At 68.5% G+C, this 22,445-nt stretch carries 21 protein-coding genes; 13 read left to right on the top strand and 8 right to left on the bottom strand.

Translation table 11 applies throughout. The annotated features are described in order from the left end of the window. Nucleotides 1-42: 42 nt before the first annotated feature. From I0K15_RS10980 to I0K15_RS10950, 7 genes are all read left to right on the top strand, one after another. Complete coding sequence (locus I0K15_RS10980; protein WP_196101564.1) at nt 43-1,470, top strand: aldehyde dehydrogenase family protein; 1,428 nt, start codon at nt 43-45, stop codon at nt 1,468-1,470. Then, on the top strand, nt 1,463-1,978 hold the full coding sequence (locus I0K15_RS10975) for a GNAT family N-acetyltransferase (protein ID WP_196101563.1): 516 nt from the start codon (nt 1,463-1,465) through the stop codon (nt 1,976-1,978). Before I0K15_RS10980 ends, I0K15_RS10975 begins: the two co-directional genes overlap by 8 nt. Further along, the gene (locus I0K15_RS10970; protein ID WP_196101562.1) at nt 1,975-2,715 is read left to right on the top strand and encodes an SDR family oxidoreductase; all 741 of its coding nucleotides are present in this window, start codon (nt 1,975-1,977) and stop codon (nt 2,713-2,715) included. The genes I0K15_RS10975 and I0K15_RS10970 overlap by 4 nt, the downstream gene beginning before the upstream one ends. Before the next feature lie 34 nt (nt 2,716-2,749). Further along, entirely contained in the window at nt 2,750-3,103 is a 354-nt protein-coding gene (locus I0K15_RS10965) for a cupin domain-containing protein (protein WP_196101561.1), read from the top strand. A 76-nt stretch (nt 3,104-3,179) separates the two neighbouring features. Next, nucleotides 3,180-4,160 carry a P1 family peptidase gene (locus I0K15_RS10960; protein WP_196101560.1) on the top strand — a complete coding sequence of 327 codons (981 nt, stop codon included), beginning with the start codon at nt 3,180-3,182 and terminating at the stop codon, nt 4,158-4,160. A 75-nt stretch (nt 4,161-4,235) separates the two neighbouring features. Then, nucleotides 4,236-4,820 carry a TRAP transporter small permease gene (locus I0K15_RS10955; RefSeq protein ID WP_196101559.1) on the top strand — a complete coding sequence of 195 codons (585 nt, stop codon included), beginning with the start codon at nt 4,236-4,238 and terminating at the stop codon, nt 4,818-4,820. Beyond that, nucleotides 4,817-6,166 carry a TRAP transporter large permease gene (locus I0K15_RS10950; protein ID WP_196101558.1) on the top strand — a complete coding sequence of 450 codons (1,350 nt, stop codon included), beginning with the start codon at nt 4,817-4,819 and terminating at the stop codon, nt 6,164-6,166. The genes I0K15_RS10955 and I0K15_RS10950 overlap by 4 nt, the downstream gene beginning before the upstream one ends. A gap of 175 nt (nt 6,167-6,341) precedes the next feature. Here I0K15_RS10950 and I0K15_RS10945 read toward each other — a convergent pair whose 3' ends face one another. Genes I0K15_RS10945 through I0K15_RS10925 form a run of 5 tightly spaced genes read right to left on the bottom strand, consistent with a single transcriptional unit; the run spans nt 6,342 to nt 8,934 of the window. Then, on the bottom strand, nt 6,342-7,079 hold the full coding sequence (locus tag I0K15_RS10945; protein ID WP_196101557.1) for a gamma-glutamyl-gamma-aminobutyrate hydrolase family protein: 738 nt from the start codon (nt 7,077-7,079) through the stop codon (nt 6,342-6,344). After that, nucleotides 7,076-8,053: an amidoligase family protein gene (locus I0K15_RS10940; protein WP_196101556.1), complete on the bottom strand. Its 978-nt coding sequence runs from the start codon at nt 8,051-8,053 to the stop codon at nt 7,076-7,078. Before I0K15_RS10940 ends, I0K15_RS10945 begins: the two co-directional genes overlap by 4 nt. A 5-nt stretch (nt 8,054-8,058) precedes the next feature. Next, complete coding sequence (locus I0K15_RS10935) at nt 8,059-8,202, bottom strand: entericidin A/B family lipoprotein (protein WP_196101555.1); 144 nt, start codon at nt 8,200-8,202, stop codon at nt 8,059-8,061. 32 nt (nt 8,203-8,234) lie between these two features. Further along, on the bottom strand, nt 8,235-8,780 hold the full coding sequence (locus I0K15_RS10930; protein WP_196101554.1) for a sigma-70 family RNA polymerase sigma factor: 546 nt from the start codon (nt 8,778-8,780) through the stop codon (nt 8,235-8,237). After that, nucleotides 8,773-8,934, bottom strand: coding sequence for a NepR family anti-sigma factor (locus I0K15_RS10925; RefSeq protein ID WP_196101553.1), 162 nt, complete (start codon nt 8,932-8,934; stop codon nt 8,773-8,775). Before I0K15_RS10925 ends, I0K15_RS10930 begins: the two co-directional genes overlap by 8 nt. Nucleotides 8,935-9,103: 169 nt before the next feature. Between I0K15_RS10925 and I0K15_RS10920 the strand changes: the two genes are divergently transcribed. The 6 genes from I0K15_RS10920 (at nt 9,104) to tdh (ending at nt 20,120) form a co-directional block, all read left to right on the top strand. Further along, nucleotides 9,104-9,937, top strand: coding sequence for a response regulator (locus I0K15_RS10920; protein WP_277882901.1), 834 nt, complete (start codon nt 9,104-9,106; stop codon nt 9,935-9,937). Between the two features lie 159 nt (nt 9,938-10,096). After that, nucleotides 10,097-11,905: an autotransporter assembly complex protein TamA gene (locus tag I0K15_RS10915; RefSeq protein WP_196101551.1), complete on the top strand. Its 1,809-nt coding sequence runs from the start codon at nt 10,097-10,099 to the stop codon at nt 11,903-11,905. Beyond that, nucleotides 11,905-17,112, top strand: coding sequence for a translocation/assembly module TamB domain-containing protein (locus I0K15_RS10910; protein WP_196101550.1), 5,208 nt, complete (start codon nt 11,905-11,907; stop codon nt 17,110-17,112). Before I0K15_RS10915 ends, I0K15_RS10910 begins: the two co-directional genes overlap by 1 nt. A gap of 193 nt (nt 17,113-17,305) precedes the next feature. Next, nucleotides 17,306-17,857 carry a helix-turn-helix domain-containing protein gene (locus I0K15_RS10905; RefSeq protein ID WP_196101549.1) on the top strand — a complete coding sequence of 184 codons (552 nt, stop codon included), beginning with the start codon at nt 17,306-17,308 and terminating at the stop codon, nt 17,855-17,857. Between the two features lie 59 nt (nt 17,858-17,916). After that, nucleotides 17,917-19,101 (top strand): glycine C-acetyltransferase, encoded by a 1,185-nt coding sequence (locus I0K15_RS10900; protein ID WP_196101548.1) that lies wholly within the window; start codon nt 17,917-17,919, stop codon nt 19,099-19,101. Beyond that, nucleotides 19,101-20,120 carry an L-threonine 3-dehydrogenase gene (gene tdh / locus I0K15_RS10895; RefSeq protein WP_196101547.1) on the top strand — a complete coding sequence of 340 codons (1,020 nt, stop codon included), beginning with the start codon at nt 19,101-19,103 and terminating at the stop codon, nt 20,118-20,120. Before I0K15_RS10900 ends, tdh begins: the two co-directional genes overlap by 1 nt. A 102-nt stretch (nt 20,121-20,222) precedes the next feature. On the opposite strand, the gene I0K15_RS10890 is transcribed toward tdh, so the two are convergent. The 3 genes from I0K15_RS10890 to I0K15_RS10880 all read right to left on the bottom strand — a co-directional run bounded on the left by I0K15_RS10890 (nt 20,223) and on the right by I0K15_RS10880 (nt 22,369). Continuing rightward, nucleotides 20,223-21,137, bottom strand: coding sequence for an NUDIX hydrolase (locus tag I0K15_RS10890; RefSeq protein ID WP_196101546.1), 915 nt, complete (start codon nt 21,135-21,137; stop codon nt 20,223-20,225). Further along, complete coding sequence (locus I0K15_RS10885; RefSeq protein ID WP_196101545.1) at nt 21,134-21,727, bottom strand: HD domain-containing protein; 594 nt, start codon at nt 21,725-21,727, stop codon at nt 21,134-21,136. Before I0K15_RS10885 ends, I0K15_RS10890 begins: the two co-directional genes overlap by 4 nt. Nucleotides 21,728-21,790: 63 nt before the next feature. Continuing rightward, on the bottom strand, nt 21,791-22,369 hold the full coding sequence (locus tag I0K15_RS10880; RefSeq protein ID WP_196101544.1) for a YceI family protein: 579 nt from the start codon (nt 22,367-22,369) through the stop codon (nt 21,791-21,793). Nucleotides 22,370-22,445 lie beyond the last annotated feature (76 nt).

Genomic DNA, 22,445 nt, shown 5'->3' with positions numbered 1-22,445 from the left:
CGTCGTCCAGCTTGGCTCATCCGCAAAAAAGGGAGGGCGGCCGTGGAGTTCGACCGGCGCGGCGTATTCATCGACGGAGTGTGGCAGGGCGTCAGCGCCCATCTGCCGCTCGAGGATCCGTCCACCGGACAGCAGATCGGTGAGATCGCCCGCGGTGGAGCGGCCGAGATCGACGCCGCCGTGCACGCCGCCGAGGCTGCTCTTTCCGGCGATTGGGGCCGGGCCACGGCGGCGGAGCGCGGCCGGGTGCTCGCCTGCATGGGTCGGATCGTGGCCGAACGGGTCGAGGAGCTGGCGGCACTTGAAGCGCAGGACGTCGGCAAGCCACTCACCCAGGCGCGGGCCGACGCGGTGGCGCTCGCCCGCTACCTCGAATTCTACGGCGGTGCTGCGGATAAGCTGCATGGTGCGACGATCCCGTATCTCGACGGCTACACCGTCTACACCCTGCGCGAACCGCACGGCGTCACCGGTCATATCATCCCCTGGAATTACCCGATGCAGATCATCGGACGCTCGGTCGGTGCCGCGCTGGCCACCGGCAACGCCTGCGTGCTGAAACCTGCCGAGCAGGCCTGCCTGACCGCGCTCGCCTTCGCCGCCATCGCTGCCGAGGCCGGTCTGCCCGCAGGAGCGCTCAACGTCGTGCCGGGGCTGGGGGCCGAGGCCGGCGCGGCGCTCGCCGCCCATCCCGGCATCCGGCATGTCAGCTTTACCGGCTCTGTCGGCGTCGGGCGGGCGGTGCAGTGCGCGGCGGCCGAGCACATCGTGCCCGTGACGCTGGAGCTCGGCGGTAAATCCCCCCAGGTCGTCTTTGCCGACGCCGATTTGGAGTCGGCGCTGACGTTCCTCGTCAACGCGGGCATCCAGAACGCAGGCCAGACCTGCTCGGCCTCCTCTCGCATCCTCGTGGAGCGGTCGCGCCATGACGAGGTGCTGGCGCGGATGGCAGAGCGCTACGCCGCCCTGCGTGTCGGGCGCGCGGTGGACGATCTGGAGGTGGGGCCGCTCATCTCGGCGAAACAGAAGGCGGCGGTCGAGGGCTTTCTCGCCCAAGGCGGCGAGGTCGCAGCCGAGGGGCGGATCGTTGACGATGCCCCCACCCAAGGCCACTACGTCGCACCGCGCCTGCTCACCGGGATTGGCCCGGACCACCCGCTCGCCCGCGACGAGATCTTCGGCCCCGTACAGGTCGTCCTTCCCTTCGATGACGAAGAGGAGGCCGTCGCCATCGCGAACGGCACGGACTATGGCCTCGTCGCGAGCATCTGGTCGGAGAACGGCGCGCGGCAGATGCGGCTCGCCAAGCGGCTGCGCGCCGGGCAGGTCTTCATCAACAACTACGGCGCGGGCGGGGGCGTGGAGCTGCCCTTTGGCGGCACCGGTCTCTCCGGCCATGGCCGCGAGAAGGGGTTCGAGGCGCTCTACGGCTTTACCACGCTCAAGACGGTGGCGGCGCGTCATGGATGAGATCACCTATGTGCGCTTCAATGCGGAGCGGGATTTCGGCCGGGTCCGCGACCTCTTCGATCGCGCCGGGGACTACGTGCGGCTCGAAACCGGCAAGGAGCCCGGCGACGAATATGTCCGCGAGTGCCTGAGCGGCGCCCCGCCGCAGATTGGTCCCGATGGCTACCACAACTACGGGCTGGAGCGGCCGGACGGGACGCTCGCTGGCTTCGCCGGATCGATCCAGGGCTATTACGCGCCGAAGGACTGGTACATGGGCCTGCTCGTCCTTGACCCGGCGGAGCGGGGGAAGGGCCTCGGCACCGCGGCCTTCGCCTTCATCCGGGAGCGGGCCGAGGCGTTGGGCGCGCCGGTGATCCGCATCGCGGTGCTCGACGCCAACAAGGCCGGGCGGCGGTTCTGGGAGCGGCAGGGCTTCACGCTGGAACGCACCGTGCCGGGCGATCCGGAGGGCGACGGGCACATGCGTCACGTGCGGAGACTGGAACTGGACGGAGGCGCGCCATGAGGCTCGATGGAAAGACCGCGATCGTGACCGGCGGAGCTTCCGGCTTCGGCGCGGGGATCGTGCGCAAGTTCGTGGCGGAGGGCGCGCGGGTCATCGTCGCCGATATCGATGGCGACGCCGCGCGGGCCATGGCGACCGAGGTCGGGGCCGAGGCGGTGCAGGTCGATGTGGGCGAGGGTGACAGCGTGAATCGTCTGGCGGCCGAGGCCCGCTCGATCTTCGGCGTGCCCGACATCCTCGTGAACAATGCCGGGATCACGCACCTGCCGAAACCCATGGAGGACGTGACCGAGGACGAGTTCGACCGGGTGCTGCGGGTCAACGCGAAGTCGGTCTACCTCACCGCCCGTGCCTTCGTACCGGAGATGAAGGCGCGCGGCTCCGGCTGCATCCTAAACGTCGCCTCCACCGCCGGGGTCAGCCCGCGACCGCGGCTCAACTGGTACAATGCCTCCAAGGGCTGGATGATTACGGCGACGAAGGCGATGGCGGTGGAGCTGGCGCCCGACGGCATCCGGGTGAACGCGCTCAACCCCGTGGCGGGGGAGACGCCGCTCCTCAAGAGCTTCATGGGCGAGGACACGCCGGAGATGCGAGCGAAGTTCCTCTCGACGATCCCGCTGGGCCGCTTCTCGACGCCCGCGGACATGGGCAACGCGGCCTGCTTCCTGTGCTCCGACGAGGCCGCAATGATTACCGGCGTCGCTATGGAGGTCGATGGCGGGCGCTGCATCTGAGCGCGCTTTTGCGTATTTGAAGAGAGTGATGGGCATGAAGACGATCAATCTGGCTGAGAAGCTGGCGCAGTTCGACGGGCACTGGGACCCGCATGTGGTCGCCGACTACAACGGCAATGACGTGATGGTGGTGAAGTTCGCGGGCGAGTTTCCGTTCCACGTCCACCCGGACACGGACGATTTCTTCCTGGTGCTGGATGGGGAGATCACCATGGATATCGAGGGTAGGGAGAGCCACCGGATCCGGGCAGGAGAGCTCTTCGTCGTGCCCGCCGGTGTTACGCATCGCCCGCGGGCGGAGGCCGAGGCGAAGGTGCTGCTGATCGAGCCGAAGGGCGAGCCGAACACCGGCGACCCGGCCACCGCCGCCGCAAAGCCGCGCATCTGATGGGCTTCTGCGCTCCATCCGCAACCCGCGTCCCCTCCCCCGCAGACGGGGGAGGGTCAGGGAGGGGGCGGTCGCAATGAAACCCGGACAGCGAAACCTCATCACCGACGTTTCCGGCCTGCGCGTCGGAAATGCCGAGGACCGCGCGATCAAGACCGGCTCCACGGTGCTCATCGGAGAGGAGCCCTTCACCTGCGGCGTCAGCGTCATGGGCGGCGCGCCCGGCACGCGGGAAACCGACCTGCTCGCCCCCGACAAGTCGGTGCAGCAGGTCGACGCATTGGTCCTCTCCGGCGGCTCGGCCTTCGGGCTGGATGCGGCGGCGGGCGTGATGGATGCGCTGCGAGAAGACGGGCGTGGCTTCGCGGTGGGGCCGGTGCGGGTGCCGATCGTCCCGGCGGCGATCCTGTTCGACCTGATCAATGGTGGCGATAAGGACTGGGCGCAGAACCCGTATCGTGAGCTCGGCGCAGCGGCCTATCGCACCGCCGCCGAGGACTTCGCTCTCGGTACCGCAGGCGCCGGAATGGGGGCGATTGCAGGCGGTCTCAAGGGCGGGCTCGGCTCGGCCTCTCTCGTCCTGCCCTCGGGCCATACGGTCGGGGCGCTCGTCGCCGCGAACCCGCTCGGCAATGTCTGTTACGGACGGCGGTTCTGGGCCGCGCCCTTCGAGATCGACGATGAGTTCGGTGGCCTCGGCATGCCCAGTCCAACCCTTGCCGCGACCTTCGAGACGAAGCGTGAGGCGATGGAGCGCGCCAACACCACCATCGCAATCGTCGCGACCGACGCCACGCTCGACAAGGCGGGTTGCACGCGGCTCGCCACCGCTGCGCATGACGGCATGGCGCGGGCCATCGTTCCCTCGCACACGCCGATGGACGGCGATCTGATCTTCGCCGCCGCGACCGGAGCCGCCGGCCCCGCCGATCCGCTGGCCCTTGGCCATGCCGCAGCCATCTGCCTCGCTCGCGCCATCGCCCGCGCCGTCTTCGAAGCCACACCCGCGCCGGGAGATCGCTTGCCCGCCTGGCGCGACCTGCCCCAGGACGCATAGCTGCTTGACAGATACGCCCTGTTCCGCTTCCTGAACCGAACGGTTCAATTGCGCCGCCGGGTCAGGGAGGATCACGTGGCCGCCATCGCTCCTCGGGCCGAGGCCCGGACAGGCGCCATTCTCGGCGCGCTCGCTCGCTATCTTGCGCTGTTCGGCGGGGTGATCCTCGCCGCGATCGCCGGAATGACCGTCGCCTCCATCATCGGACGGGCCATGGTGCCGCTCGGCCTTGGCCCGGTGCCCGGCGACTTCGAACTGGTGCAGGTCGGTTGCGCCATCGCCGTCTTCAGCTTCCTGCCCTGGTGTCAGCTCAACCGCGGCCACGTCACGGTCGACATCCTGGTCGAGCGCTTTCCTCGCGCCACGCAACGCGGCTTCCTGCTGCTGGGTGATATTGCGCTGACCGCCGTCGCGTTCGTAGCGATGTGGCAGCTCTATCTCGGCATGCTCGACAAGTTCTGCCCCAGCCCGACCGACCCCATCGTCGGCTGGCTGTGGACCACGCTCGGCAACGCCGATCAGTTCTGCTGGGTCGAGGCGACCTACGAGCTCAACATGCCGGTCTGGTGGGGCTACGCGCTGGGCCTCGTGGGGGCGGCCGCGTTCTTCGTCACCGGGCTCTACACCATCTGGCGCGCACTGAACGAGGTGCTGTCATGACCGGGATCGAGCTCACCGCCATCGGCTTTGCCGCCATGCTCGGCATGATCGCGATCCGCATTCCCATCGGGGCGGCCATGGCGATCACGGGCTTCGTGGGCATCTGGGTGGTGCGCGGCACGCCTGCCCCTGCGCTGGCGCAGCTCAAGGGGCTGACCTGGGACACGTTCTCCTCCTACTCGCTGTCCATCGTGCCGCTCTTCCTGCTGATGGGGCAGTTCGCGTCGAAATCGGGGATGAGCGAGCGGCTGTTCCGCGCCGCCGCCGTCTGGCTGGGGCACAAGCGTGGTGGCATCGCCATGGCCGCGGTGGGGGCCTGCGCGGGCTTCGGCGCGGTCTCGGGCTCCTCGCTCGCCACCGCCTCCACCATGGGGCAGGTCGCGCTGCCGGAGATGAAGCGCTACGGCTATTCCGATAGCCTTGCTACGGGCGTGCTGGCCGCCGGCGGCACGCTTGGCATCCTGATCCCGCCCTCGATCATCCTGGTGATCTACGCGATCCTGACCGAGCAGAACATCGAGAAGATGTTTGCCGCCGCCATCATCCCCGGCATCCTCGCCGCCCTCGGCTATGTCGCGGTGGTGCTCGGCTACGTGACGCTGAAGCCTGACGCGGCCCAGCGCACGCCGCGCAAGCCGTGGAGCGAGCGGTTCGGCACGCTCTGGCAGGTCTGGCCGGTGGTCGCCGTCTTCATCCTCGTCATTGGCGGGATCGCGGCGGACTGGAACTGGTTCCAGCCGGGTCGCCAGGCGCTCTTCACCCCGATCGAGGGTGCTGCGGTGGGCGCGGTTCTCACGGGCCTCTACGGTCTCATCACCGGCGGGCTCAACCGTGCGAGCTTCACCGACAGCGTGCTGCAGACCGCGCAGGCCACCGCGATGATCTACTTCATCCTCTTCGGAGCCGCGGTCTTCAACGCGTTCCTTGCGCTCACGCAGACGCCGCAGGCGCTGGCCGACTGGGTTGTCGCGTCCGGCTATGCGCCGATCATGGTGCTGACGCTGATGCTGATGGCCTACCTCTTGTTCGGCTGCGTGATGGACTCGCTGTCGATGATCCTGCTGACGATCCCGATCTTCTTCCCGATCATCCAGAGCCTCGATTTCGGACTGACGCCGGATGAGACGGCGATCTGGTTCGGGATCCTGGTGCTGATCGTGGTGGAGGTCGGTCTCATCACGCCACCGGTTGGCATGAACCTCTTCATCATCAACTCGATCGCCGTCGGCGTGCCGATGCGGCGGACCTATGCGGGCGTGACGCCGTTCGTTCTGTCCGACCTGATCCGGGTGGTGGTCCTGGTGTCCGCACCCTGGCTCAGTCTGGTGCTGGTGCGCGCCATGTAGGGCGCTACCGCCCATCTTCGGCCCGCCGCGGTGCGGCAGACCTCATCCCGTTGGGCCGGGCCGCGCCTGCGGCGCGGGCTCCCCTTCCCTAGCCCTCCCCCGGATCGGGGGAGGGGACATGTCCCGCTTCTTCTTTGTCCAAATACGCAAGCACCACCGGCCGGAGGCGCAACGCTCAGATCGGCTGCCCTGCCGGCGTGGTCGCGGCCAGCTCGTCCACGGCCTCGAACTGGGAGCGGCTGTCGCGGAACGCCCGCGCGGCCTCCACCAGGGCGCGGAAGATTGCCCGCTGCCGCCGCGCGTACCAGAGATGCTCCGGATGCCACTGGCAGCCGAGGAAGAAGCTGCCCTCCGCCCGCTCCACCGCCTGCACGATGCCCGACGCCTCGCAGGCCGCCACGCGCAGGCCCCGGCCGAGCCGGTCGACGGACTGGGTGTGCAGCGCGTTCACCTTCATCGGATCGGCCCCCGCGATCTCCGACAAACGGGTGCCGTCCTGCACCTCGACCCGCTTCTTCGGCAGCACCGTCCAGATCCGCTTCGCATCCTTGTAGGTTTCGTAGATGTCCTGGTGCAGCGTGCCGCCGAGCGCGATGTTCATCATCTGCGAGCCGCGGCAGATGCCAAGTGCGGGCCGCCCCGTCGCGTCCGCCTCCACCAGCAGGCGATACTCCAGCGCGTCGCGCTCCGGGTCGATCCGGGCCTCGGCCATCAGCTTGCCGCCGTAGAGATCGGCGGAGATGTCGTCGCCGCCGCCCACGATCAGCCCGTCGACCTCGTGGATGTCCGCAGGCGCGCCGACGCGCCACCAGATGGGCCGCCCGCCCGCGAGCCGCACGTTGAGCGCGATCAGCGGAAAGATGCGCCAGCCCGACCGTGCCGAGGTCGTCACGCCGATCACCGGTCGCGTCATGCCGCCATCATCTCCTTCAGCTCCGCGTAGCCGCCCTCGCGCAGGATCGCGTCGATGCGCGGCGGCCAGTCGGTGCGCAATGTGGTCCAGCGCGCGCGATGGGCCAGCCATCCCTGGGCGAGTGCGTCGATCAGCGCGGCGTCGGACGCGATGCGCTCCACGGTGGTCCAGACGTTCCACTCCACCGCCGGGGACCAGCCGGGCTCGTCGATGCGGCAGTCGGGCAGGCGGTAGTGGAAGGTCGGCCGCGTGCCCCCCTTCTCCCCGGCCGGGAGGCGCGCCTGCACGCGCTCTGCATCGATCGCGCGCAGGATCGGCAGCATGTCGAGGCCCCGGTTCCGCGTCGCGTTATGCTGTGTGTAGACGTCGATGAGATCGTCCGGGTTGTTCCGCCCCTCCCCCCGCGCCATCGCGTCGATGAAACCGCGCGGATAGGGATCGACGAAGGGCAGCATCCAACGGCCGAGGTCGATGGGGTGGCTGTCGCGGATCCCGTCCTCGATCAGCGCGAAGGCGCGGAGCACCGGGTAGATGTCGGCGATCTCGAGCGAGACGACCTCGGTGTTGATGTGCATCCCGAAGGCGTAGAGTGCTGCGCCGCTGGTCCCCTGCGCTCCGGCTGCGCGCAGAGCCTCGAGCGCCGGATCGATCTGGTCGAGCTCGTCATGGGGCAGGGGCGGCAGCACGATCTCGACCGGGACGAGCACGCCCCCGATCTCACCAACCACCCGTTGCAGGTCGGGATCCGGCCCCTCGCGCTGGACGAAGCCCATGTCGAGCAGGACCTTGATGTCGCCGATCGAGCTGTCGCGGAGATACTGGCTGTGGGGACCGCCCTCCGCCTCGCCGCCCAATGCCTCACGAAGGGCGGAGACGGTGCGGCCGACATCGGGACCGATGAATTCGAATTCGAGCCCTACGCCCCGGATGGATCCGTCCGCGGTGCGGGCGACCGGCAGCGAAGCGTAGGGCACGTGTCTTACTGGGCGGCGTCTTCGGCCGTCCCGGTGATGGCTTCGCCACCGGCTTCGATATCACGGCCGACACCGGCCACGGTGTTGCAGGCCGCGAGGAACAGACCGACGAGGGTCAGGGCCGTGACGGCACGGATCGAACGGGACATGACAGAACTCCTTTTTTGGTTTTCCCGTGACGTCAGTTGGAGTTCTCGACCATCGCGGCAAGGGTGCGGCTGTCTGTTGCGCCGACTTCGTCCTCTTTCAGACCCAGGATCTCGGTCAGGCGGGAGCGGGCGCGGTTCACCCGGCTTTTCACCGTGCCGATGGCGCATTCGCAGATGACGGAGGCTTCCTCGTAGGACATGCCGGCGGCACCCACCAGCATAAGCGCCTCGCGCTGATCGGGCGGCAGCGTGTCGAACGCGCGGCGGAAATCGCTGAGATCCATGATGCCGTCCTGCTGCGGTTTCTGCCGCAGGCCCTCGGTATAAGCACCGTCGACGTCCTCGACCTCCCACTTCTGCTTGCGCTTGGAGGAGTAGAACGTGTTGCGCAGGATGGTGAAGAGCCAGGCCCGCATGTTCGAGCCCTCCTGGAACTTGTCGCGGTTCGACAGGGCCTTCACGATCGTGTCCTGGACGAGGTCATCGGCGCGGGCGTGGTCCCGCGTCAGCGACCGGCCGAATGCGCGAAGGTCCGGGACCAGCCCGACCACCAGTTCCTCGAATGTGGGATCAGCCATCGGCCTTGGCACCCTCTTTGCGAAGTTGCGCCACGAGCTCGGCAAGCTTGTCCGACATCGGCTCCTGCATGCTCTGCTCGTAGACCTGCTTGAGGTGGCTCTCGATCCGCTTTTCGGATGTCGATGTCACCTTTTCCTTTTCGTCTTCGCTCATCGCTTATCCATGATGTGGTCCCACGTGCACGGCCAGCCGGTCCGATTGACCCGGTCCGGCCCTGCTCTAACTCAGATGCCAATGACCTAGACCGGTTTGTTTCAAAGAAAACCGGAAACAATGAACGGGACCTGAACGAATGCAAGAAAACTCCTCCGCCGCCGACCGGTTGGGAGATGTCCTCCCCGAACTTCGGCGGTTCGCTCGCGCGCTGTGCGGATCACAGGCGGCCGGCGATGCCTATGCCGCGGCAACCCTGGAGGCCATTCTCGCGGATCCCGATGAATTCGGTGCCACGCCCGATCCCAAGCGGACCCTGTTCGAGATCTTCGGCAGCATCTGGCGCTCCTCCGGCCGCTCGATCGACGGTATCGGAGAGGAGGGCTCCGCGCGCGAGGCCGTGATGCAGGAGCGTCTGTCCGCTCTCACTCCGCAGGCGCGCGAGGCCGTGATGCAGGAGCGCCTGTCCGCCCTCACCCCCCAGGCGCGCGAGGCGGTTCTGCTGCGCCTCCTGGAGGATTTCAGCTTCGGCGACATCGCCCGCATCATGAAGATCTCCACCGTCGAGGCTGAGGAACTCGTCGATATCGGCATGACCGAACTCGAGAGCGAGCAGCGCTCCCGCGTGCTGATCATCGAGGACGAGCCGCTGATCGCGCTGGACCTGTCCAATATCGTCGAGGGGCTGGGCCACGACGTGATCTCGATCGCGCGCACCCGGAACGAGGCCGTGGAAGCGGTGAAGGATCTGCGCCCCGACCTGATTCTCGCCGACGTGCGGCTGGCCGACGGCTCCTCGGGGATCGACGCGGTGGACGACATTCTCGGCGCCGCGCAGGACGACATTCCCGTCATCTTCATCACCGCTTATCCGCAGCGCCTTCTGACCGGCGAGCGGCGCGAGCCGGCCTTCGTCATTACCAAGCCCTTCGACGAGCGGAAGCTGCGGGTGCTGATCGATCAGGCGCTCTTCTTCCGCATGCTCCCGGCGCCGAGCGCCTGACGCGGTCCGATCGGCGCATTTTCGCCGATCGCACTTCACGCTTCCATGCGGGGCGCGGAAGAGTTGATGCGGCGGGTATGGTTCCGCGCTGTTCCTTCACGCTAGGGTGCGAAGCGAACACGCTGCGGCCGGCGGGCGGCAGGAGCAAAAAGGCCTGATGTGAAACTCCTTTTCCTTACGTTGTCCATCGGTGCCGGCCTCGCCCTCCTCTCCGGTTGCAACCGGGACGACGTGGGCTTTGCCGTGCCCGACGCGGCGGAGCGGGTGGAGTACGAGGTGCGCCTCACGGGCTTTCCCGACGAGGAGAGCGAGGCGCTGGCCGAGGACACGCTGGAGCTTTATCGCAGGCAGGATGATGGCGCCGCCTCCCCCGCCTTCCTGCGCCGCCGCGCCGACAACGATCTGCCGACGGTCGAGACCATCCTGCAGGCCGAGGGCTACTACACCGCCGAGGTCCGGCGCGAGGTGAGCGGCGGCAATGGCGAGCCGCTGGTCGTCGAAGTCATCGTCGAGCCCGGCGAGCCCTTCACCCTCACCGATCACACCTTCGAGCTGCGCAACCTCAGCGGCACCCCGCCCCGCCTCGATCCTGAAGAACTCGGCAGCCCCATTGGTGCGCGGTCCGAGGCCGTTCCGATCATCGAGGCAGAGGACGCCGCCATCGCCGCCCTGCGCCGCGCCGGCTACGCCTATGCCCGGTTCGAGGATCGTGAGGCCGTCGCCGACCCGCGCGACAACACGATCGAGGTGACCTCCATCATCGACGCGGGCCGCCCCTACACTTTCGGCGAGGTCACCTTCGAGGGGCTGCGCCGCGTCGATGAGGAGTACCTGCGCACCTATATCGAGTGGGAGGAGAACGAGACCTTCAACCTCGCCACCCTGCGCGATTTCCAGCAGGACCTCGTGCGCACCCGTCTCTTCGACACCGTCATCGCCGAACCGCCCGAGGAAGCGCCGGAGAACGGCAACGCCCTGCCCATCATGGTCGAGGTGACGGAGCGCAAGCGGCGCACCCTCTCCGTCGGCCTGCGCTTCGATACGGAGATCGGGCCGACCACCGAGGCCTCCATCGAGAACCGCAACCTCTTCGGCCGGAACGAGACCGTGCGCTTCGAGGTCCGCCTCGGTGCCGAGGAGCGGGCCGTGGCCCTGAACTTCCGCGTGCCGCAGGTGGGCCGCGACGGGCAGAACCTCGTCTTCGGGACCGAGTACCAGGACCGCGACGAGGAGGCGTTCGAGGGGGAGACCTTCACCGCCAATATCGGCCTCGAGCGCGAGCTCAACGACGAGTGGCGCGCGGGCCTCGGCCTCGCCTACGAGCTCTCGGACGTGACCGAGAGCGACGAGGATCAGGACATTGAGATCTACGGCATCCCTGCCTTCGTCGACTACGACAACACCGAGGACCTGCTCGACCCCCGCTCCGGCTTCCGCGCCCGGCTGGAGGCGGCCCCTTTCTACGGCACGGTGAACGGCGAGGGGACGAGCTTCCTGCGGGTGGACAGCCGCGCCTCGGCCTATTTTCCGCTGACCGAGGATCAGCGCTTCGTGCTCGCCACCCGCGCCCGCGTCGCCTCGATCGGGTCGGACGACGTGTTCGATGTGCCGGTCACCCGCCGGATCTTCGCGGGCGGCGGCGGCTCGGTCCGCGCCTTCGGCACCGATACGCTGGGGCCGGAGGACGATGACGGCGACGCGCGCGGCGGCCTCTCGGCCATCGAGCTCGGCGCGGAGGTTCGCTTCCCGATCCGCGGCAATGTCGGTGGCGTCGCGTTCATCGAGGCGGGCGAGGTCACCGACGAGGTGCTGCCCAAGCTCAGCGACGGCCTGCGCTACGGCGTGGGCACCGGCATTCGCTACTTCTCCCCCATCGGGCCTGTCCGCGCCGATATCGCCTTCCCGCTGGATCGGGAGGACAACGAGGACGCCTTCCAGTTCTACCTCGCGATCGGGCAGGCCTTCTGATGCGGATCCTCCTTGCCCTTCTCCTCTGGCTTTGCACCGCCACCGCCACGATGGCGCAGACCTCGATCTTCGACATCGACAACCGGCTGGTGCAGTTCGCCCTGCGCCAGATCTCCTCCCCCGGCTCCTTCGAGATCACGGCCGAGCTGGTGGAGGATGCCGAGGGCGCGACCCGCCTCAACGGCGTCGCGATCTCCGACGGCGTCGGTGTGTGGATGACTATCGACCAGCTCGTGGTCGACTGGAATTCCTCCCGCATCCTGCGCGGCGAGCTGGAGCTCAACAACATCATCGTGCGCGGCCTCGACATGACCCGCGCGCCCTCGCCCAATGCAGAGGCCCCGACGGTGGAGGTCGAGGCGACGCAGGGCACCCCCTCCCCCTTCGACTGGCCGCGCGCGCCGATCCCGGTGCGGGTGGAGAACATGGAGCTCACCGACATCCGCATCGGCCCTGCCGTGCTGGGGCAGGAGATCACCTTCGACGGGCAGGGCGACGCGGCGGACGAGGGCGACACGCAGCGCGTGGAGCTCACCATCACCCGCACCGACGAGGTCGACGGCCGGATCGCGCTCAGCTACCTGCGTGACTTCGCGGCCCGCACCCTCGCTCTCAACCTCGATGCGCAGGAGGATGCGGGCGGGATCGTCGCCCAGCTCGCCGGTTTCCCGGAGGACAGCGCATCCTCCCTCACCCTCTCCGGCGAGGGTCCGCGCGACGACTGGCGCCTGACCTTTGATGCGGAGACCGACGACGTGTTCGAGGCGGAGGGCCGCGCCACCGTCTCCTACGCCGAGCCGCTCGGCGTCACCGCCGATTTCAGCCTGGAGCCGGGGCCGGAGCTCGACCCGACCATCCGTGCCGTTGTGGGCGAGCGCGCAGACCTCGCCGTGCGCATCCAGCAGGGCAATGACGGCATCATCCGCGTCGACGAGCTGGAGCTCGACAGCCCCGCGCTGCAGCTTACCGGCGACGGCACCTTCGACACCGCGACACAGGCGAGCGACCTCAGCGTGGCGCTCACCGGAACCGGCCAGCTTTCGGCGCTGGTGGCCGGGATCAGTTTCGAGAGTTTCGGCTTCGAGGGCCGTGTCACCGGCCCGCCGGAGGATCTGACCGCGACCGGCGATGCGGAGCTGAACGCCTTCCGTTCCGCCGCCTTCGACGCCACGCAGCTCGCCCTCGACATAGATCTGCGCCGGATCGGGGAGCGGCTGACCCTCGATGCGGCGGGCACCGGCCGCGGCCTCAGGATCGACCAGGTGGAGGAGGATACCCTCGGCACCGCCCAGCTCGCCATTCAGATGGTGCAGGAGGGCGACCGGATCGACCTCGCCACCGCCCGCCTCGACAGCCCGCTCCTGAGCCTCGATGCCGAGGGCTTCCTCGAGACCGATTTCGAGAATGCGGACCTGCGCTTCGACGTGAACGCCCGCGATCTCTCGCAGATCGGCAATGCCTACGGGCAGGAGGTTCAGGGCGCGGTGCAGGCCTCCGGCTTCGTCCGGCGGCAGGAGGGCGTGACCGACGGCCTGATCAGCGCCGCCGTGCGGGATGTTCGCAGCGCGCCGGTGGACCTCGACGCGCTGTCGCTGACCGTGGAACTCGGCCAGCAGGGTGAGGATGTGGGTGCGACCCTCGCCGGGCAGGCGACCGGCCTGCGCCTTGACCGGCTGGGGCCGGAGATCCTCGGTCAGGCCGGGATCGGCGCCGATATCGTGATCGGGGCGGAGGAGATCACGGCCCGCGACATCCGCCTCGACAGCGACCTCCTCGATGTCCTGGCCGAGGTCGTGCAGGAACGCGCCAACGGCGGCCTGCGCTTCTCCTACGCGGTTGAGACCGCGGATGCCGGGCCGGTCGCCGCGGCCTACGGCCTTGATGCCGAGGGCCGGGTGCAGGCGTCGGGCGAGGGCTCGCTCACCGACGGCGTCATCGCCACCACCCTCGACCTCGTGGCGCAGGAGCTGCGCTATAACGATCTCGCTGCGGCGGAACGGCTGGAGCTCGCCGCGAACCTCGTCGGCGGCGATACGATCGATCTGACGGCGCGGGCGACCGCCACGGGAGTTCAGGCCGACCAGCTCGGCCCGCAGGAGCTCGGCCGCGTCACTCTCACCGCCGACGCACAGCTCGACGGGCAGACACTGGCGCTCTCCCCCCTGACGCTGGAGACCGGACTCGGCACGGTCCGGCTCAGCGGCACGGCGACGACCGATACGTCCAACGCCGACCTCTCCCTGCAACTCGACCTGCCGCAGGTCGCCCCCATCGCGGCGGCCTATGGTCAGCAGGCGCGCGGCTCCGCGGATCTCGACGGCACGCTGATCCGTACCGACGGCGACACGCTCATCACCCTCGACGGGACCGTGGCGGACGCGGCTTACGGGGAGCTTGTGGACCTCGGCCGCCTCACCCTCGATGCCGAGGTGGCGCAGGACACCGAGGAGACCCGCCTCGACCTCGACGGCCGCGCCACGGGCCTCCGCATCGACCGCCTTACGCCCGACCTGCTCGGCCCCACCACGCTGGGCGCGACCATCCGCCTCGCCGATGTCATCGAGGTTCAGCGTGCCGAGATCGACAACCGCCTGCTGACGGGGAACGCCAGCGGCACCCTCTCCGAAACCTCGTCCATCGACTACCGCCTCGCCGTCCCCACCCTCGCCCCCATCGCGGAGCTCTACGACCAGGCAGCGAGCGGCGCCCTCGTCGCAGACGGCGTGGTGACGCTCGCCGACGCACCCCAGATCCAGGGCCGCCTCTCGCTGGAGGACTTCACCTTCACCGGCCAGCGCTTCGGCGATGTGGTGCTCGGCCATGACGTGACCCTCGGCGATCCGATCACGGCGGAGGCGAACCTGCGCGCGGTCGCAGGCCCCCTCGCCGGCACCGATCTCGACCTCGTCGCCCGCTATGGTGGCGAGACGCTGAACATCAGTCGCCTGTCCGGCAGCCTCGCCGGGCAGCGCATCGACGGGCGCGCCGATGTGAACCTCGCGGCGCCCAGCGTCGATGGTCGCCTCGATATCACCGTCACCAGCCTCTCCCGGATCGAGGCGCTGGCGGGCACGAACCTCGGCCTCTCCGGCCGCGCCAATGCCCGGCTCGACCTCTCGGCCCCTGGCGAGCGGCAGGACGTGGCGCTCACCGCCAACTTCACCGGCACCGCCTCAGGGGCGGAGATCGACGGCGCGCGCCTCACGGCCAACATCCGTGATGCGCTCGGCGCCCCCCGGATCAATGCCGCCTTCGCCACCGAAGCCATCCGGCGCGACACGCTCGAGATCGGCTTCGTCGATATCCAGGCCAACGGCCCGCTCGACGGTCTCACGCTCGCCGCCGACATCTCCGGCACGCTGGGCGAGCGCATCGTCACGCTCGACACCCGCGCCCTGATCGCTGCACAGCCGGGGCGCACCCGGATCGATATCGACCAGCTCGCCGCTACCCTCGGCACCACGGCCATCGCGCTCGCGGGCCCTATGGACGTGACCATCGCGAATGGCGTGACCTCGGTCGACAACATCTCCATCCTCGTGCCCGGCGGCGGCAACCTCTCGGGCAATGTCGACCTGCGCGGCGGCGGCCTCGTTGGTCGGCTCTTCGCTGCGGATGTCGACCTAGGCGGTTTTGCGGAGCTCACCGGCGCGCCCTTCGTCGCGGGCGATCTGAATGCCGAGCTCATCTTCGACACCCGCGCGGCCAGCGCCTCCGCCAGCCTCGACGGCGCGCTCACCGACTTCATTGCCTCCGACGTGCTGGAGGAGGGGATCTCCGTCAACGCCGCGCTGGCCGCCGAGTGGGACGGCCGCATCGTGGATGCCGACATCACCGTCGTCGGCGGCTTCGGCGAGCCCTTCCTGCTCGCCGCCGACGTGCCACTGACGGCCCGCACCCCGGGGCCGATCCCGACCCTCGTGCGCGACGCGCCGCTGGAGGCGAGTATCCGCTGGGCTGGCGAGGTCCGCCCCCTGTGGGCCTTCGTCCCCCTGCGCAGCCAGGTCCTGTCGGGCCGCTCCACAATCGACCTCGACGTGACCGGCACCATCGACGAGCCCCAGATCGGTGGCGTCATCTCGCTCTCCGACGGGCGCTATGAGAACCTGCGCGCCGGCGTGATCCTGACCGAGGTCACGATCACCTCCGACATCACCGACCTCGGCAATCTGGAGGTCCTGCTCCAGGCCAGCGACGGCGGCGACGGGCGGATCTACGGGGAGATCGACCTCAACAACACCACCGGTCCATTCATCGTCGACGGCCTGATCGAGGCGGAGGAGGCCGTGATCGTCCGCCGCGATGACGTCACCGCCCAGATCACCGCGCAGATCGACATCGACGGTCCGTTCAACGACTTGCTCATCAGCGGCGAGGCCGAGGTCGACCGGGCCGAGATCCGCCTCGTCAACGCCAGCCCACCGGAGATCATCACCCTTGGCGAGGTCGAGATCATCGGCCGCCGTCCGCCGCCGGAGCGCACGCCCGCTGCGCGCAACATCGACCTCGACATCGACGTGACGGCAAACAACGGCATCTTCGTCCGCGGGCGGGGTCTCGAGTCCGAATGGCAGATGAACCTCAACGTCTTCGGCACCGCCGACCGCACCCGTGTGCGCGGCACGGTCGAGCGTCTGCGCGGCTCGTTCTCCCTCATCGGGCGGGATTTCGACCTCACGACCGGCGAGATCACCTTCAACGGCGCCCACCCGATCGATCCGCAGCTCGAGATCATCCTGACGCGCGAGGATGATGAGCTCACCGGCCAGATCCTGATCACCGGCCCCGCCTCCGACCCGCAGATCAACTTCGCCTCGGTTCCGGCTCTGCCTGAGGAGGAGGTGCTGCCGCAGCTCCTCTTCGGCCAGAGCCAGGCGAGCCTGAATGCCGGCCAGGCCCTGCAGCTCGCCTCGGGCGTCGCAACGCTCGCCTCGGGGAATGCCGGGCCGCTCGACGTGGCGCGGGGTGCGCTCGGCGTGGACGTTCTGCAGGTCGATGCGGGCGAGGGCGGCGAGGGCTCCTCACTGACCGTGGGCCGCACCGTCGGCGATGGCGTGTTCGTGGGGGCGGAGACGGCGCTCGACGGATCGGGGCAGAACAACATCGTGGTCGAGCTCGAAGTGATCCGGAACATCACTCTAGATGCGGAGGTCGCCGCGGGCGAAGGCTCCTCCTCCATCGGCATCACCTACAGCCGCGATTTCTGAGCACGCCGCCACCCCCTCCCCCCACGGGGGCGAGGGCCGGGGAGGGGGAAACTTGGGTGGACAACTGTCATACGCAAGTCATACCCACCCGATTTCCACTGGAGCCCAATCCCAAACCCTAGCCAAGCAACCGCGTCGTCTGAATCCAATATATCGGATTGACGCGCGCCCCTCCCCGCGCTCAAATCCGGCCATGACGACACCACCTCGCCTCGGCCAGATCGTCCGCGCAGCCCGGGCCGCTCAGAGCCTCACCCTCGCCCAAGTCAGCGAGCGCTCCGGCGTCTCCCGCTCCATGCTCTCGGCCATCGAGCGCGACGTGGTGAACCCCACCTTCTCCGTCGTGTGGGCGCTCTGCCAGGCGCTCGACATCGACCTCGCCTCGCTCGAGCCGCGCCCGCCCGAAGCAGGCATCACCCACCAGCGCGCGTTCGAGACGCCGGCACGCACCAGCGAGGATGGGCTCTGCGAGATCCGCATGCTCTCGCCCCGCCGCTCCACCCTCTCGGTCGAATGGCACGAGCTGCGCTTCGCACCGGGTGGAGCGCTCGTGTCGGCGGCTCACGCAGCCGGCACCGTCGAGCACCTGACCTGCCTCGACGGCACGCTATCTGTCGAGACAGCCGCCGGGGTCGCGACCGCGGGGCCGGGCGACACGCTGCGCTATGCCGCCGATACCGACCATGCGATCCGCGCCGATCACGAAGGCGCGCGCGCCCTGCTCCTGGTCATGCTTCCCGCGTGACTCTCGCGACAAGTACAATATACTGTACTTTGTTTCAGATATCGTATTGGAGCCTGCCCATGTCCACCGCCCTCGCTGAGGCCGCCCAGACCGAACTTGATGCAATTGAAGCAGAGGGTTTGACGAAATCCGAGCGTCGGATCACCTCGCCCCAGTCAGCGCACATCACCGCCAATGGCCGCCCGCTCCTCAACCTATGCGCCAACAACTATCTGGGGCTCGCCGACCATCCGAAACTGCTCGACGCGGCACGCGAAGCACTGGAAACGCACGGCTTCGGCATGGCCTCCGTCCGCTTCATCTGCGGCACGCAGGACCTTCACAAGCAATTGGAAGCGCGGCTCGCTTCGTTCCTGGGAATGGAGGACTGCATCCTCTTCCCGTCCTGCTTCGATGCCAATGGCGGCCTCTTCGAACCCCTTCTGGGCCCGGAGGACGCAATCATTTCCGACGCCCTTAATCATGCGTCAATCATTGACGGGGTACGTTTGTGCAAGGCGCAGCGGTTCCGCTACGCCAGCAACGACATGGCCGCGCTGGAGGAGCAGCTCATCGCCGCGAAGGATGCGCGGCTCAAGGTGATCGTGACGGACGGCGTGTTCTCAATGGACGGCATCATCGCGGACCTGCCGGGCATCTGCGATCTGGCGGAGAAGTACGGCGCTACGGTCGTTGTCGACGACTGCCACGCCACGGGTTTCCTGGGGCAACGTGGTGCGGGCACGCCGGAGGCGACGGGCACCGAGGGCCGCGTCCACATCCTGACCGGCACGCTCGGCAAGGCCCTCGGCGGCGCTTCGGGCGGTTACGTCGCTGGCCCGAAACCGATCGTGGAACTACTGCGCCAGCGCGCGCGGCCTTACCTCTTCTCCAATGCCGTCGCTCCGGCGATCTGTGCCGCCTCGCTCGCCGCACTCGATCTGGTGGAGAACGCCCACGACCTGCGCGCGCAACTGGAGCGCAACGCCCAACGCTTCCGCGCCGGAATGACCGATGCCGGGTTCGAGCTGATCCCCGGCCACCATCCGATCATCCCGGTCATGCTGCACGATGCGCCCCTCGCCGCCCGTTTCGCCGAGGCGCTGTTGGACGAAGGGCTCTACGTCATCGCCTTCTCCTACCCCGTCGTGCCGAAGGGGCAGGCCCGCATCCGCACGCAGATGTCCGCGGCCCACAGCGACGCCGACATCAACACCGCCATCGCTGCCTTCACCAAGGTCGGCCGTGACCTCGGTGTGATCTGATGCGCGCGCTCGTCAAGACCAACGCCGCCCCTGGCCTCACCCTGCGCGACGAGCCGCGCCCGACACCCGGACCCGGCGAGGTGCTGATCCGTCCGCACAAGGTCTCGATCTGCGGCACGGACCTCCACATTCATAACTGGGACGCCTGGGCCGCGAAGACCGTGCCGGTGCCCAACATCATCGGCCACGAATTCGTCGGCCGCGTGGAGCAGGTCGGCGAGGGCGTAACGCTCGTCAAACCCGGCGACCGCGTCTCCGGCGAGGGGCACGTGGTCTGCGGCGTCTGCCGCAACTGCCGTGCGGGGCGGGAGCATCTGTGCATTGACACCAAGGGCGTCGGCGTGAACCGAGCGGGCTGCTTTGCCGATGCGCTCGTGATCCCGGAGCACAACGTCTACCCCCTGCCCGACAACCTGCCAGACGAGATCGCGAGCATCCTCGACCCGCTCGGCAATGCGGTCCACACGGCGCTGAGCTTCGATCTGGCCGGCGAGGACGTGCTCATCACCGGTGCGGGTCCCATCGGTCTGATGTCCGCCGCCATCTGCCGCCATGTCGGCGCGCGCCACGTCGTCGTCACCGACCTCAACGAAGGCCGCCTGAAGCTGGCCGAGACGATGGGCGCGAGCCGGGGTGTCCGCGCCGACGCCGACCTGCGCGCCGTCATGGGCGAGCTCGGCATGCGCGAGGGCTTCGATGTGGGGCTCGAGATGTCGGGCGCGCCCGCGGCTCTCGACGCCATGATCGGTACCATGAACCATGGCGGGCATATCGGGCTCCTCGGCATCTTCGCGAGGGACGTGACGCTCGACCTGAACCGCGCGATCTTCAAGGGCCTGCAGATCAAGGGGATCTACGGGCGCGAGATGTTCGACACCTGGCACAAGGCGGTCGCGATGCTGCAATCGGGCCTCGACGTCTCGCCGGTGATCACCCACCGCCTGCCCTTCGAGAAGTTCCAGTCCGGCTTCGACGCGCTGAACGCCGGCGACGCCTGCAAGGTCATCCTGGAGATGTAGCGCTCGGCTGCTCGGGTAGCATCTTGCGTATTTGAAGAGAGTGATGCAGCAGGGTGCCCCCCCTCATCACTCTCGCTAAATACGCCCGCCGGAGGCGAAGACTCAGCGCGCGCGGGCGCCGCCGAAGCGGACGGGGCTGACGCGGCGCTCCCATTCCGCTTCGGCGGCGAAGCGGTATTCCGAAGCCGGGCGGCCGCCGCGGCGGGCCGTCTGGGCGCCGGTGGGCTCGATGAGGCCCGACTGCGTCATCATCCGGCGGAAGTTCTGTTTATGCAGCGTCTGGCCGGAGACCGCCTCCGCCACCGATTGCAGTTCGAAGAGGGTGAACGTCTCCCGCATCAGTTCGAAGAGCACGGGGCGGTATTTCAGTTTCGCGCGCAGCCGCCCGATGCCGGTGGCGAGGATGCGGCGGTGGTCGCGGGGCAGGGGGCGACCCGTCGCGGGCAGGTCCGGCGGGACGTCGCGGCCCCGGTCGCGGGGGTATTCGGGGACCAGCCGCGCTTCGTAGAGCAGCTCATAACGCTCCAGCACCAGTTCGTCGCGCCAGGGCTGACCGTCGAGGCCCCAGCTCAGGCGCGCGCGGTCCTGGCGGCGGGGCGTGTCGGCCCAGCTTCGCAGCGCCTCCTCAATTGGGGTCGTGACCGGGGGCGAGCCGGCGCGGCGGTCTTCCCACGGGAAGAACTGCGACCAGGGGCGCCAGTCCTGCCCCTCAAGCCGTTCTCGGCCGGGCACCAGAGCGAGATAGCCGATGGAGACGGTGTGCTCCCGCTCGCCCTCCGCATCCCGCGCACGGTCGCCGAAGGTGTAGAGCTGTTCGACATGGGCGAGCGGGTGACCGGTGTCGCTCTCCACCCAGTCGCGCAAGCTAAGCTCCAGCGTACGGTGCCGGTCCGGATCGAAGGGGCGTGACGGCAGGTCGGGACCCGGCAACGTCAAAACATGCGGCACGGCGCGGCCCTCCGCCTCGATCACGCCGACCAGCACCGCGGTCAGCTCGACGCGGATCGGGCGGGTCACAACTGCTCCATATGGGCGGCGAAGCGGGCGAGGAATTGCGCCTTGACCTCCATCGGCGGACGGGGTGCGATCTCGATCCCGGCGATACCCTTGTGGCGGGGCGCGCCGAAGAAGCGGTTGGCCTCCTCCGGCGTGAAGCCCGCGATCTGCACCGCCTCGGCCCAGGCGGAGATCCGGTCGGCGCGCTTGATCTGCTTCTTCACCGTTGCGGGCAGCTCCGGCGGCAGGCCGAAGCGGATGTGGATCGCCTCGGTCAGCCGCACGTCCATCGCCTTGTAGCCCGGCCCCACCGCCGATTTCACCGGAGAGATCATGTCGCCGATGACGTACTCCGGGGCGTCATGCAACAGGGCCGCCAAGCGCCATTTCACCGGTGCCTTCGGGCAGATCGCGGCGTGGATGTCGTCGACCAACAGCGAGTGCTCGGCCACCGAATAGGGCCATTCGCCTTGCGTCTGCCCGTTCCAGCGCGCGACGAAGGCGAGGCCATGGGCGATGTCCTCGATCTCCACGTCGAGCGGCGACGGGTCGAGCAGGTCGAGCCGCCGGCCCGAGAGCATCCTTTGCCATGCGCGTGGCGCTTGCGACATCCCGTTCTCCGCCCGTTGAAACGCGGGCGGAGGATAGGAGCAGTGCGGCGATTGTCCAGCGGCTCAGCGGTCGAAGACGAGGTCGAAATTGACTGGGACGGCCGGGGAGATCGCCTCGAGCCCCGCAATCTCCCGCAACTGCGCGACGCCGTCGCCATAGCCGAAGTCGCGCGCGTCGGTGAGCACGGGCCGCGCGGTCGACACGGCAACGCGATCCGCTCCAATGCGCGTCACGTTGACGGTCGCATCATAGGTCGCCTCGTGATCGTTCGTGGCCACGGTGATGGTGATGTCGTCCTGCGTCCGCTCGCCTTCTCCGAGGCTTTCGTAGGCAGCCAGGTCGATCTCGGCGCTCACGGTGGCTTCGGGGAAGTTCGCGACGTCGAACAGGATCTCCCGCATCCGCTCGTTCCGGATATCGATCAGCGTCTCGACGGAGGCCAGCGGGATGCTGACGGTCGCCTCGCCACCCTCCGCCACGGTGCCGGTGAGGTCGTCGAAACTGTGCGCCTCGGCAATCTCGCCCTCCTTCACCGTGACGAAACCGACGGTGGAGGCCTCCGAATCGAGGGTCCAGTCGGCGGCGGACAGGGCAAGCGGCGCGGTGGTGAGGGCCGCGGCAGTGATCAAAGCCTTGAGCATTTTATCCTCCCTAGCTGGAGCCTGATCGTATCATGACCGGGCGATGAACCGGGGCGCACAAGCGCCGCACGCGGCA

This window comes from Pontivivens ytuae (assembly GCF_015679265.1).
Lineage (GTDB): Bacteria > Pseudomonadota > Alphaproteobacteria > Rhodobacterales > Rhodobacteraceae > Pontivivens > Pontivivens ytuae.
This window is presented reverse-complemented; position numbering and strand designations above follow the sequence as displayed.